This window comes from Streptomyces sp. NPDC059166 (assembly GCF_042755185.1).
GTDB lineage: Bacteria > Actinomycetota > Actinomycetes > Streptomycetales > Streptomycetaceae > Streptomyces.
Genome location: NZ_JBHZCI010000014.1, coordinates 16,286 through 29,053, shown reverse-complemented (window position 1 = coordinate 29,053; position 12,768 = coordinate 16,286). Strand labels below are relative to the sequence as shown.

Sequence of the window (12,768 nt, the reverse complement as noted above, 5' to 3'; positions counted from 1 at the left end):
GGCACCGCCGGAGTGGCGAGGCGCTCACCGTGCCCCGGACGGATCGCCCGGGACCGCGGCGTCAGCCGGCGTACGTCTCCAGCTCGGCGATCTTCGGGGTCCCGCTCGTGCTGGTGATGTCGAGCGTGAGCTTCTTCAGCGAGGTCTTCGAGATGCTGACGACCTTCGCTCCGCTGCCGGTGGCCAGGACGGCACCGGTGTCACCGTTCAGGATCCGCCAGGAACCCAGGGTGGAACCGGACGCCGTCCTGATGCCGACCTTGGCGACCGAGGTGGCGGAGCCCCACTTGACCGAGACGGACCCGGTCGAACCGGACGGAGACCAGTAGGTGCTCAGGCTGCCGTCCCGCACGTTGCCGTAGCTCGTACCGGACGCCTTGCTCGAACCGTCGGCTCCGGCCGTCAGGCTGAGGTTGGTGCCGCTGGGCTGGGTGGGGTCGGGCGTGGGCGTCGGGTCCGTCGGGTTCGGGGTCGTCGGGGTGGGGGTCGGGGTCTGGGTGGGCGTGGTCGGGGTGCAGCTGCCGTCCGAGACCTTCAGCCCCTTGTTCGCGCCTGCCGTCGCGGCCACGATCGAGGGGACGCAGCTCGCGTCGTCCAGGGTGTAGGCGTAGGGGATGCTGACGCTGGTGTTCGACGTCGGGTTGGGCCCGGCCGGGTTGTTCTCGCTGCTCTTGGCGGACCAGGTGATGTTGTCGAAGGTGTTGCCGCTCACCTGCCAGTATCCGGCCGCGTCCGTGTAGAACGTGCCCAGGACGTCCTTGGAGTCCTTGAAGTAGTTGTTGTCGACCTTGGCCTTCGCCCCGGCCCGGGAGTTGATGCCGGACTCGTTCAGCTTGACGTAGTAGTTGTTGTAGATGTGGGCGGTGCCGCCGCGCAGCAGGGGCGTGCGCGAGTCGAGGTTCTCGTACAGGTTGTGGTGGAAGGTGACGAAGCCGTTGGAGAGCTCGGTCTCGCTGGACCCGATGAGCCCGCCTCGGCCGGAGTTGCGCAGGGTGCTGTAGGACAGCGTGACGTACTGCGTGTTGTCCTTCATGTCGAAGAGGCCGTCGAAGCCCTCCGACTCACCGCCCGACGCCTCCAGGGTGGCGTGGTCGACCCAGACGTTGCGGACGTCGCTCTCCATCCCGATGGCGTCGCCGCCGTTGGAGGTGGGCGAGCCGGACTTCTTGACGTTCTTGACCGTCACGTTCTGGATGATGATGTTGCTGGACTCACGGATGTGGATGCCCAGCTGGTCGAAGACGGCGCCGTTGCCGACACCGACGATGGTGACGTTGCTGATCTGCTTCAGCTCGATCACACCGGCTGCGGTGTTGCAGCTGTCGCCCGACACCTTCGCGGTGTTGCCGTGGTTGATGGTGCCCTCGACCTGGATGATGATCGGGGTGCTGGCACTGGCACGGTTGCACAGAGCGGTGTGGATCGCGGTTCCCGTGGTGGCCTTGACCGTCTGCCCGCCGGCACCACCGGTCGTACCACCGTTCTGAGTCGCGTAGCCGGTGGCACCACCGGCTACAGCGGCCGATGCCTGGGGCATCGCCATGACCACGCCGGTCGCGCCCGCGACCGCCATCGTGGCCACCGCCGCATACAGTCGCCGTGCGACTGATCGCCTCATATTCCTGTCCCCATTCGTGTTCGCACGCTGAATCCGGTCAGCTGCTTCATGCCGCGGTCGCAACGGCGTGGCCTCGGGAACCGCCGGCTCCTCACCGGGCGGCGTCCTTCAGCCGGTTGTGCGGGTACATCTCGCTGGGTCGTGCGGTCGGGGCGGCCTCGCGGCCGTGACCCGGATCCCGGGGTTGCAGCCCTGTACAGCACCGGCGGCGGCTCGTGCACGTCCGTCACGACGGCGGTCGTGACGGACGCTTCCACCGGAACGGCTCCCGGGAGGGAAAGCGCTTTCTGGCCGCGACAATAGAGCCGCCCGGGCGCAGCTGACAAGGTTCATGACATGGATGCCCGGATGACTCGGGGAAATCTTCGGAGAAATCCGGTCCGTACGCGGGCGCCTGAGGGCTCGTGACGCGATCTTCTCGAAACGTCCAGGTCGGCCGTGACCGGCGCGGCGATCCGGCCCTTCGACGGGGCCTCGGCCACCGCCGTCACCCAGGCCGCCGCCGCGGCCGCGGGGGCGGCGGGGGCGCCCGGGGGCGCGGGGACGTCACGCCCCCACACACCCGCCGCGCGGAGGGGCCCGAGCCGTGGTGACGCCGGTGACCTACCTCAGGTGCCGGGTGAAGAACTGGGCTGCCGCGTCCCCGGCGAACCGGGGGACGCCGGCGTGTCCGCCCATGTTGGCCTGCAGCGTCTTCTCCTCGGAGCCGAACGCGTCGAAGAGCTCCAGGGCCGCCTGCCGGTCGTTGCCCTCGTCGTCCCACTGGAGCAGGACGTGCAGCGGAATGGTGAGCTGCCGGGCCTCCTCGAACATGGTGGCGGGCACGAGGCTTCCGGCGAAGAGAACGGCGGCCGAGAGCCGTGGCTCCACCCGTGCGAGCCTGATGCCGATGGAGATCACCCCGCCCGAGTACCCGACCGGGCCGCCGATCCCGGGGAGCGCCAGGAGCGCGTCCAGGGCCGCCTGCCATTCGGGGACCGCCAGCTCGACGAGCGGCAGTACGAGCGCGTCGACGACGTCCCCGCCGACCGGCCCGCCCGCCTGCATGGCCCTGCGCAGGTCGGCCCGGGCCTGCTCCACGCCGGCGAGGGCGGGCCGGTCGCCGCTCCCGGGGAGTTCGACCGTGGCCGCGGCGAAGCCGTCCGCCGCGGCCTGTCGGGCCCGGTCCAGAAGCCTGGGGTACATCTTGTGCAGCCCGAGCGGGGGGTGACCCAGCAGGATCAGCGGCATCGGCCCGGGCGCGGGCTCGGGCGTCCACAGGATGCCGGGGATCTCACCGAGGGTGAAGGAACGCTCGACGATCCCGTCGTCGAGACGCTGTTCGGAAGTGAAGTGCACGGTGGTGCCTTTCGGGAGTGCGTGTGACGGCGCTCCCGGGCTGTCTACCGCCCGACCGTGACCCCGGAGGGGAGCACCCATGTCGATACTGCGTTCACGGGTACCACCTCCTCGTTCTCTCGCACGGTCCCCGGAAAAGTATCAGGGCCGGTGACCGACGCCAAACGAGTTTCCGTGCGGGGTCGGGCAGCCGGCCCGCTGCGTCCTCCGCTGCCTCCTCCGCCGTCGCCGTCGCCGTCGCCGTCGCCGGAAACGAGTACAGGCACGGGCCAGGCCCCCGGGCTCATCCGTCGAGCCCTCCCCGCCTGACCAGCTGGCTCGCGATGACGTTCCGCTGGATCTCGTTGGTCCCCTCACCGACGATCATCAGCGGGGCGTCCCGGAAGTAGCGCTCCACGTCGAACTCCGTGGAGTAGCCGTAACCACCGTGGATCCGGACCGCGTTGAGGGCGATCTGCATGGCGGTCTCGGAGGCGAACAGCTTGGCCATGCCGGCCTCCATGTCCACGCGTCGTCCCGCGTCCGCCTCACGGGCGGCGAAGAGGGTGAGCTGTCGGGCGGCCGTGAGCGAGGTCGCCATGTCGGCGAGGTAGTTGCCGACGGACTGGTGCTTCCAGATCGGCTTGCCGAAGGACTCCCTCTCCTGTGCGTAGGCCAGCGAGTCCTCCAGTGCCGCCCTCCCGACACCGAGCGCGCGGGCCGCCACCTGGAGGCGGCCGGTCTCCAGCCCCTTCATCATCTGAGCGAAACCCTCGCCCTCCGCTCCTCCGAGGACGGCGCCGGCGGAGGCACGGTAGCCCTCGAAGGACAGCTCGCAGCTCTCCACGCCCTTGTAGCCCAGCTTGGGGAGGTCGCGGGAGACCGTGAGACCGGGGCCGTGCTCGACCAGCAGGATCGAGATCCCCTTGTGCGCGGGGGACGCCTGCGGGTCGGTCTTGCAGAGCAGGGCGATCAGCTGTGAGCGGCGGGAGTTGGTGATCCAGGTCTTCGTGCCGTCGATGACGTATCCCTCGTCGTCGCGGCGGGCGGTGGTGCGCATGGCCTGGAGGTCGGAACCGCCGCCCGGCTCGGTCAGCGCCATGGTGGCCCGGATCTCGCCGGTGGCCATCTTCGGCAGGTAGTGCCGCTTCTGCTCCTCGGTTCCGAAGTGGAGCAGCAGTTTGGCGACGACCGTGTGTCCGCCCATGGCGCCGGCGAGGCTCATCCAGCCGCGGGCCAGCTCCTCGGTGACGAGGACGTACGCGGAGGTCGAGACGGGTGTGCCGCCGTACTCCTCCGGGACGGCCAGGCCGAAGATGCCGAGTTCCTTCATCTGCTCGATGAGTGCCTCGGGGTAGGTGTTGGTGTGGTCGAGTCCCTGGGCGACGGGCTTGATGTCCTTGTCGACGAAGTCGCGGACCGTGCTGACGATGAACTGTTCGTCCTCGGAGAGGATGTCGAGGGTGCTCACGGGGGGGCTCCTTGCCTGGGTCGTGCGGGTGTGTCGGTGTTCAGATGGCGCCGAGCGCCCTCAGGGCGTCGATCCGTTCCGGCGTGTGGCCCAGTTCGGCCAGGATCCGTTCGGTGTGCTCGCCCAGGGCGGGTACGGCTCCCATGCGCGGTTCGGTCCCGGCCAGGTCGACCGGCGGCACCAGGGCCGCCGCCGTGCTCCCGTCGGGCAGGGGCACGTCCCGCCAGCGGTCGCGCCCTGCGAGGACGGGGTGTTCCAGGAACTGCCTGACGTCGTTGACCGGGGCGTTGGCGATACCGATGGCGTCCAGCAGCCGCATCACCTCGGCGCTCTCCGACCGGGCGATCCGCTCGGCCAGGATCGCGTCGACCTCGTCGCGGTGACCGACCCGAGCGGAGCCGGTGGCGAAGCGGTCGTCCTCGGTGAGGGCGGGGTCGTCGAGGAACCGCTCGCACAGGGCGGCCCACTCCCGCTCGTTCTGCACGGAGAGCAGTACGTCCTTGCCGTCGGCCGCCGTGTAGGTGCCGTACGGCGCGATGGTGGCGTGCCGGGTACCCACCCGGGGAGGCTGGGCGCCGCTGTACGCCGTGTAGTAGGCGGGCTGGCTCATCCACTCGGCGAGTGCTTCGAAGAGCGAGACCTCCACAGCCCTTACGGATCCCCGGGTGGCCCGGGTGAACAGGGCGGTGAGGATGCCGCTGTAGGCGTACATCCCCGCGGCGATGTCGGCGACGGAGATCCCGACCCGGGCCGCCTCCTGGGCGCTGCCCGTCAGGGACACCAGACCGGTCTGGCACTGCACCAGCAGGTCGTAGGCCTTGCGGTCCGCCCACGGCCCGCTCGATCCGTAGCCGGTCACCGAGCAGGGGATCAGGGCCGGGAACCGTTTCGCCAGGTCCTCGGCGCCCAGCCCCATACGGGCGGCGGCTCCGGGCGCGAGGTTCTGCACGAACACATCGGCCTGTGCGAGGAGTTCTTCCAGGATCTCCCGCCCCTGGTCCGTCTTCAGGTCCAGGGTGACCGATTCCTTGCACCGGTTGAGCCACACGAAGTAGCTGGACTGGCCGTGCACGGTGGTGTCGTAGCGGCGGGCGAAGTCCCCGCCGCCCGGCCGCTCCACCTTGATCACCCGTGCGCCGAGGTCGGCGAGCTGGCGGGTGGCGAAGGGGGCCGCGACGGCCTGTTCGAGGCTGACGACCGTGATGCCGCTCAACGGCAGGTCGTCGGCGGGCGCTGCGTTCTCGGCCATGCGTGGTCCTCCGGGAGCGAGGGGGTGCGGCGTTGACGGTGACGTGTTCTCCATGCCCGGAAGGGGCGCCTGTCGATGCCCTGGGGGCGCGTCTCGATGCCCTGGGGTGCGGAGTCGGCGGCGACCGGGCGGAGTGCCATCATGGACATTCATGTGAAGGCATGGGAAATAGCAATCCTTGATGGCGCCATGCGGACCGCGGATACCGGAGGACGACGCACCATGGACGTCAAGCAGCTAAAGGCGCTCATCACCGTCGCCGAGGTCGGCAGCGTGACCCGGGCCGCCGAGCTGCTGCATCTGGTGCAGCCCGCCGTCACCCGGCAGATCCGCACGCTGGAGGAGGAACTCGGCGTCGCCCTCTTCACCCGCACCAGGCAGGGGATGCGGCCGACCGAGGCCGGCGAGATCATGATCGACCGGGCCAGGCGTGCCCTGAACGAGCTGGACCGGGCCCGCGCCGAGGTCCGGCCCCGTCGCGGCGAGGTGACGGGCATCGTCACGCTCGGGCTGCTGGAGAGCACCAGCGACCTGCTCGCCGAACCACTGGTCTCAGCGGTGGGGGCGGCTCATCCGGGGGTGGAACTGCGCCTGATGACCGGCTATTCCGGCCACCTCCAGCAGTGGCTGGACGACGGCGACCTGGACCTGACGCTGCTCTACAACCTGGACAGCTCCCCTTCGCTCAACGCCCGCCCCCTGGTGCGTGAACGCCTGTGGGCGGTGGCACCCGCGTCCGAGGGACTGCGGGCGGACCGCCCGGTCCCCTTCGCGGACGTGGCCGCGCGGCCGCTGGTGATGCCCGCGGCCGGCCATGCCCTGCGCACCCTCATCGACGGCGCGGCGGCCCGGTCCGGGAGCACGATGGACATCGCGGCCCAGACCAACGCCATGCGCGTGCAGAAGCAACTGGTGCGGGCCGGGCACGGCTGGACGGTGCTGCCGGGCGTCGGCATCGCCGAGGACGTGGCGAACGGCGAACTCAGTGCCGCGCCGCTGTGCGAGCCGGACGTCCTGCGGTCGATCGTGCTGTGCACCCCGCGCTACGGACGGGTGCCGGCGGCCGTGGACGCGGTCGCCCGGGTACTGGTCCGCTGCGTGGAGGCGGCCGTGTCCCAGGGGCGGTGGCCCTCGGCGCGGCTGCACACACCTGACGGGCCCGGCGCGGACGCCTGACCCGGCGACCGCCCCGGCACCACCTCCCCGGCGACTGCCTCGGGCGATCCCGGGGCGGCCCGACCAGCGAGATCCACCTCATCGGTGAGAGCGGTCGCCGTCCGACGGCCCTGCTGAACAGACCCGGACAGTCGAGGCGGCGCCCGGCGGCCGCCCGAAGTCCTGGACTTGATCCGGATTCCACGCTCCGCGCAAACGCGGCAGCGGGGTCAGGCCTGCGCCTGCCGGGTGGGAAGGGCGTGCGACAGGAGGAACTCGGTCGCCCCGGCGATGGCCTCGGCGGAGGAGGCGTGGACGGCCTCGGACTCCTTCTGCCGCTGGTCCGCGGCAGTGGCGGTGAACCACCAGGCATCGGCATCCGGGTCATGGTGGATGACGGCGGCGCCGCCCGCGTACTGAAGCGGGACGGACTCGCCGGCAGCCTTCCTGGCCACTGCGTGCGGCCACTTGAGGCGCGCAGACTGGCGCTTGAGACCGCCCCAGGCCGCGCCCAGCTGCGCGTAGTTGGCTCCGCTGCGGCCGGCGACGGTGGCGGCACTCTCGGCCAGTCGGTCGACGGACAGTTTGGCTTCGTACAGCGACCTCAGCACGGCCAGCTGCACATCGGGAGTAGCCATGAGCGCGGCGTCGAAGGGCTTGTCGGCGGCGCGATAGGCGAGAGCGCGGGTCGAGATCCCCTCGGCCAGCACCCGGACCGCCTCCAGCACCTTGTCGTCCATGGCGAACGATTCACCCTCGGTGGGCTCACGCCAGGCGGGCTCCACCGGAGCCATCACGGTGGTCCAGAAGTTCTCGTCGTTCCTGTCAGGGGTCGGGATCGCGTCGCTCATGCGACAAGATTACCTGTCACCACCGTGCACGACAAGTAAAACTGTCGATGCGCCCTGACGTGGAAGCCTGAGCCGGGGCCATGCCATGCAGAGCAGTCATGCGCGTATCACGGTTTTCTATTGTTCATGGATGCCCATCAGCACCCATGATGTGGGGCACGCCAGCCGCAGAGCACAGGGAGCCGTCCCAGATGAACCGTGACCGGGCCATCGGCGCCCACCTCCCCGCCCGTTCCTCCGGCGTCCGGCGCGTATCCCACCGATCCCCCTTCTTCCTGCGCTGAAGGGCCGCCCGAGCCGCAGAACCCCTGGGCGACGAAAGCGACGGAGCTTCCCATGCCTCAGAGCAGCACACCTCCACCCTCCGCACCCGGGCGGTCCGGCGTCACCGCGAACGTCGTACGCGGCTGCCTGGGCAATCTCGTGGAGTGGTACGACTGGTTCGCCTACGCCACGTTCAGCATCTACTTCGCCTCGGTGTTCTTCCCCGAGGGGAACCAGACCGCCCAGCTGCTGTCCACGGCGGTGGTCTTCGCCGTGGGCTTCTTCATGCGCCCGCTCGGCGGCTGGCTGCTCGGCGCGTACGCCGACCGGTTCGGCCGGCGCCGGGCGCTGACCCTGTCGGTGACCTTGATGAGCGCCGGGTCTCTGACCATCGCCTTCGCCCCGGGCCACGACGTCATCGGCCTCTGGGCCCCCGCGCTCCTGGTCCTGGCCAGGCTGGCCCAGGGGCTCTCCGTGGGCGGCGAGTTCGGCTCCAGCGCGTCCTACCTGTCGGAGGTCGCGCCCGCGGGGCGGCGCGGCTTCTACTCCAGCTTCCAGTACGTCTCCATCGTGCTGGGGCAGCTGGCCGCGCTGCTGGTGGCGATCGTCCTGCAGAACCTGCTCACCGAGGACCAGCTGCACGGGTGGGGCTGGCGCGTCCCGTTCGTGATCGGCGCGGTCGCCGGACTGGTCGTGATGTACCTGCGCCGCAGCATGGAGGAGTCCACGCACTTCGAGCAGGAGCAGGCCCGCACCGCCGCCGAGCGGGCCGGCGCCGCACCCGCCGAACGCAAGGGCCTCATAGCCCTGTTCGCCGAGTACCCCCGTCAATTGCTCGCCGTCTTCGGGCTCGCCATCGGCGGTACGGTCGCGTTCTACACGTACACCACGTATCTGCAGAAGTACCTGGTGAACACCGCGGGCATCCCCAAGGCCACGGTCACGCTGATCGGCTTCGCCGCGCTGTTCGTCTACATGCTGATGCAGCCTGCGGTCGGCGCCCTGTCCGACCGGGTGGGCCGCCGCCCCGTGATGTTCGCTTTCTCCGGCGGCTGCATGCTGCTGACCGTTCCGCTCATGACGCTCCTGGGGCGCACCAGCAGCCCGTGGATCGCCTTCCTCCTGATGACCGTGGCCCTGACCTTCGTCACCGGGTACTCGGCGCTGGCGGCCATCATCAAGGCGGAGATGTTCCCCACCAAGGTCCGCGCCCTCGGCGTCGGCCTGCCGCACGCCCTGGTCACCGCGACGTTCGGCGGGCTGACCGAACCCGTCGCGCTCGCCCTCAAGGACGCCGGCAGGGAGAACCTCTTCTTCTGGTACGTCACCGGATGCGTCGGCCTGACCTTCCTGGCCACCCTGCTGGTCAAGGAGCCGTCCCGCACCTCCCATCTGGACGTCCCCGCGGCGCCTGCCGCCACCCCGGCGCCCGCGAAGACCGCACCGCTCGCCTGAAGACCCGAGGACCCCACATGCCGTCCCCCGCACCCCTCAGTTCCTACGTCGAGAACTGGCACCCCGAACCCGTCTCCGCCCACGATCCGATGGACCCGGGACCCGTCGCCGCCGTGTCGGCGCTGCTGGACCTGCCCGGGCCGGCGGCCGGGGCAGGCGAGGCGCTGCCGCCCCTGTGGCAGTGGTTCCACTTCCTTCACTGGCCGGCCCAGCACGAGCTCGGGCCGGACGGTCACCTCAGGGACGCGCGCTTCCTGCCGCCCCTGCCCGACCGGCAGCGGATGTTCGCGGGCGGGCGCTGCGAGATCCTGGAGCCCTTGCGCCTCGGTGAGGCGGCGACCCGTGTCAGCAGTCTGAGCGCGGTGACGCCGAAACACGGCCGGAGCGGCGAACTGCTCTTCGTGACGGAGCGCCAGGAGTTCCGTCAGGGTGGCCGTCTCCGCATGGTGGAGGAGCAGGACATCGTCTACCGCTCCAGCCGTGGCGGGTCCGGATCCCAGCACCCGGCCACGATCGACGACGTGACCGCTCCGGCCGCCGAGGAACCCTGGCGGTTGCGGATGCGGCCGGACCCGGCGCTGCTGTTCAGGCTGAGCGCCCTCACCGCCAACGCGCACCGGATCCACTACGACGCGCCGTACTGCAGGGACGCCGAGGGGTATCCGGGCCTGGTGGTCCACGGACCGCTGCTGGCCCTGCTGATGCTGGAGGTGGTCCGGCGCGAGGCCCCGGGGCGCCGGGTGGGTTCGCTCGGATTCAAGCTGCGCCGGCCGGTGTTCGGCGGGGAGCACCTGCTCGCGCAGGGCACCCCTTCCGGCACGGGCGTCGAACTGCGCACGGCCACCCACCGGGACGCCCGTCACGCGACCGCCGAGGTGAGCTTCGTATGAGCACCGCCCAGGCCACGGTCGCCGCCGCCCGCACCTTCCTCTTCGTGCCCGGCGACCGCCCCGACCGCTTCGACAAGGCCGCCGCGTCCGGCGCCGATCTCGTCGTCGTCGATCTGGAGGACGCGGTCGCCGTCGAGGACAAGGAGAGCGCTCGCCGCTCCGTCGCGGCGTGGCGGAGCCTCGGCACCCGTACGGTCGTACGCGTCAACGCCCCCGGCACCCCCTGGTTCGAGGCCGATCTGGCCATGGCGGTGGGGGCCGGGTGCGCGGTGATGGTACCGAAGGCGGAGGACCCGGCGGTCTTGGCGGGTATCGCCCCCGGGAGCCCGCTGATTCCCCTCGTCGAGACCGCGCTCGGGGTGGAGCGCGCGTACGAGGTGTGTTCCGCCCCGGGGGTGGTGCGGGCCGCGTTCGGCAACGTCGACCTCGCCGCGCAGCTCGGTGTGGCGCACGACGATTCCCTGGCGCTGTCCCATGCCCGCTCCCGTCTGGTGCTGGCGTCGGCGGCGGCGGGGATCGCTCCCCCGGTGGACGGGGTGACGACCGCGGTCCGGGACACCGAAGCCCCGGCCTCGGACACCGCGCACGCCCGGCGTCTGGGGTTCGCCGGCAAGCTCTGTGTCCATCCGGCGCAAGTGGCGGCGGTGAACTCGGGATTCGCCCCCACGGAGGACGAACTGCGCTGGGCCCGTGCGGTCCTGGGCGCCGGGGAATCCGTCACCACGGTCGACGGACAGATGGTCGACCGGCCGGTGCTGGAGCGCGCCAGGAGAGTACTGGCGGGGGCGGCCTGAGGGAGACCACCTCGCGGCTCGGACCCTGCGGGAGACCACCGCGCGGCTCGGCCGGTGCCGACGACCGGCCGGCACGCGGGGCTTCCTCACAGGGGAACGCACCGGTGCGCTGACGGCGGCGGAAATTCCCTGGCGCTCCGCGCGGCGGCCGTTCTACGATTCCGCCGATGACCATCAGACCTGTTCAAGGAATGGGGGTCCCGTCCGCGCAAGGTGAGTGCTGATGCTCACCGGGAACGCGAGCGGGGATTCCCGGCTTTCACTCTGGCTGCGCGTGCGCGAGATCGCCGTGCCGCCCCACATGATCGAGACCGCGACGGCCCGGCGTATCGCCGGCGACTGGGCGGGGGCATGCGCCGCCGCCGGATTCGACGTCGACCTCGACCTGCGCTCCGTGGCCCGTGTCCACGGCCGCGACACGGCCTCCCGCCTGCGGGCGGACCTGCGCCTCATGGCCCCCGACCTGTTGCGGTGGCACATGCCGAGGACCGCGCCCGACGGCTTCCTGCGACCGGGCACGACAGCGGTGCTCGCCCGGTACGACGAGCCCGGCGGCGCGCGCCCCGTGCGCCTGGTGGCACGTACGGCTCCCGCGTGGGCGGACGCCGGGCAGCGGATCAGCCTCGCGGTGTGGGACGGTCGCGTCCCGCCGGGGCGCGAACCCCGGCCACGCGGCTACCGAGCCCCGGACGCCCGGTTCCGTCTGGACCTGCACCGCCACCTCTGGGACGCGAGCCGCAGCGGCGAACTGCGTGAACGTGCCGGGGCGTCGGACTCCCCGGCACCCGGTCGCTGGGCCGAATCCGTACCGGATCCCGAGCGGTTCGCGCTGGGCCGGTGGGCCTCCGAGGCGGCACTGCTGCTGAAGGCCGAGGGCCGAGCCGACAGGGGCGAGGTGGCGGTGAGACTAGGCGCACGGCGTCGGCTGCTGCTGGACGTGGGCCGCCACTCCCCCGGTACGGCCGGGCCCGAGGTACGGTCCGCCCGCCTCGCACGCGCGGGCGCGGGGCTGCCGGTCCTGCCGCACGCGGCCACCTGGGCCCTGCCCGACCTGGAGCTGCTGCGATCCGGCAGGTTGGCGGCCGGTCGACTGCACCCCCTCGTCGCGTCGGCCCTGGCTCCCGCTGTCTCCCCGGCCGCACCCGCCACAGCGGGTGCGGAGCACGGCGACGCGGCGCGCCTGGTCGAGTGCCGAGGCGCTCTGCACCGGATCGGCGTCGTCGACGGGAGGTTGACGCCGCTGGACCACGATCCCGCCGAGATCCGGCGGGAGGAACTGCTCGCCGCGCTCACCGGCACGCCGCTGCCCTGCCTCCAGGCCGTCGACTCCGCGCACCGCCGGCCCGACTGGCTCACCGACGTCCGCGACAGACTGGCCCACGGCGACACCGAAGGTGCGCTGGCGCTGGTCGGGAGCGCGCTCGGCGGGCGGGCACGGCTCCGTGACGGGGAACTGAGCGACGCGCTCCACGAGGCCGCCCGGCGGGGTGTCAGGCACGGCCTGTTCAGGGCGGGTCTGGCCGCTCCGGCCTTCGCGGGCAAGCGGCTGCCCGCGCGGAAGCCGTCCCGCCCCGAGTCCCACCCCTACCGGCCCCGGCAGGCCATCAGCCGCTGATCCGTGTGCGGTGCGCCCCGAGGTGCCCGCGCGCTCCCGCAGCACACGTGTGCCCCGGCCCCTCCGGGCCACGACCGCCTTCGACCGAA

The 12,768-nt window shown here is 71.5% G+C and carries 10 protein-coding genes; 5 read left to right on the top strand and 5 right to left on the bottom strand.

Going from position 1 to position 12,768, the window contains the following annotated elements:
• Positions 1 to 61: 61 nt before the first annotated feature.
• The 4 genes from ACFXOA_RS13000 to ACFXOA_RS12985 all read right to left on the bottom strand — a co-directional run bounded on the left by ACFXOA_RS13000 (position 62) and on the right by ACFXOA_RS12985 (position 5,655).
• Positions 62 to 1,618, bottom strand: coding sequence for a polysaccharide lyase family 1 protein (locus tag ACFXOA_RS13000; protein ID WP_385026041.1), 1,557 nt, complete (start codon positions 1,616 to 1,618; stop codon positions 62 to 64).
• A 603-nt stretch (positions 1,619 to 2,221) separates the two neighbouring features.
• Positions 2,222 to 2,956 carry an alpha/beta hydrolase gene (locus ACFXOA_RS12995; protein ID WP_385026038.1) on the bottom strand — a complete coding sequence of 245 codons (735 nt, stop codon included), beginning with the start codon at positions 2,954 to 2,956 and terminating at the stop codon, positions 2,222 to 2,224.
• A gap of 283 nt (positions 2,957 to 3,239) precedes the next feature.
• Positions 3,240 to 4,406 carry an acyl-CoA dehydrogenase family protein gene (locus tag ACFXOA_RS12990; RefSeq protein ID WP_385026035.1) on the bottom strand — a complete coding sequence of 389 codons (1,167 nt, stop codon included), beginning with the start codon at positions 4,404 to 4,406 and terminating at the stop codon, positions 3,240 to 3,242.
• A 40-nt stretch (positions 4,407 to 4,446) separates the two neighbouring features.
• Positions 4,447 to 5,655, bottom strand: coding sequence for a CaiB/BaiF CoA transferase family protein (locus ACFXOA_RS12985; RefSeq protein WP_385026032.1), 1,209 nt, complete (start codon positions 5,653 to 5,655; stop codon positions 4,447 to 4,449).
• A gap of 222 nt (positions 5,656 to 5,877) precedes the next feature.
• Between ACFXOA_RS12985 and ACFXOA_RS12980 the strand changes: the two genes are divergently transcribed.
• Positions 5,878 to 6,831 (top strand): LysR family transcriptional regulator, encoded by a 954-nt coding sequence (locus ACFXOA_RS12980; RefSeq protein ID WP_385026029.1) that lies wholly within the window; start codon positions 5,878 to 5,880, stop codon positions 6,829 to 6,831.
• Between the two features lie 209 nt (positions 6,832 to 7,040).
• Here ACFXOA_RS12980 and ACFXOA_RS12975 read toward each other — a convergent pair whose 3' ends face one another.
• Positions 7,041 to 7,661 (bottom strand): hypothetical protein, encoded by a 621-nt coding sequence (locus tag ACFXOA_RS12975; protein ID WP_385026026.1) that lies wholly within the window; start codon positions 7,659 to 7,661, stop codon positions 7,041 to 7,043.
• A gap of 336 nt (positions 7,662 to 7,997) precedes the next feature.
• Between ACFXOA_RS12975 and ACFXOA_RS12970 the strand changes: the two genes are divergently transcribed.
• From ACFXOA_RS12970 to ACFXOA_RS12955, 4 genes are all read left to right on the top strand, one after another.
• Positions 7,998 to 9,380, top strand: coding sequence for an MFS transporter (locus tag ACFXOA_RS12970; protein ID WP_385026023.1), 1,383 nt, complete (start codon positions 7,998 to 8,000; stop codon positions 9,378 to 9,380).
• A gap of 17 nt (positions 9,381 to 9,397) precedes the next feature.
• Entirely contained in the window at positions 9,398 to 10,270 is an 873-nt protein-coding gene (locus ACFXOA_RS12965) for a hypothetical protein (RefSeq protein WP_385026021.1), read from the top strand.
• Complete coding sequence (locus ACFXOA_RS12960; RefSeq protein ID WP_385026018.1) at positions 10,267 to 11,064, top strand: HpcH/HpaI aldolase/citrate lyase family protein; 798 nt, start codon at positions 10,267 to 10,269, stop codon at positions 11,062 to 11,064. Before ACFXOA_RS12965 ends, ACFXOA_RS12960 begins: the two co-directional genes overlap by 4 nt.
• Positions 11,065 to 11,287: 223 nt before the next feature.
• A complete protein-coding gene (locus tag ACFXOA_RS12955) occupies positions 11,288 to 12,679 on the top strand; it encodes a hypothetical protein (RefSeq protein ID WP_385026015.1) in 1,392 nt (463 codons plus the stop codon).
• The last annotated feature ends 89 nt before the right edge of the window (positions 12,680 to 12,768 follow it).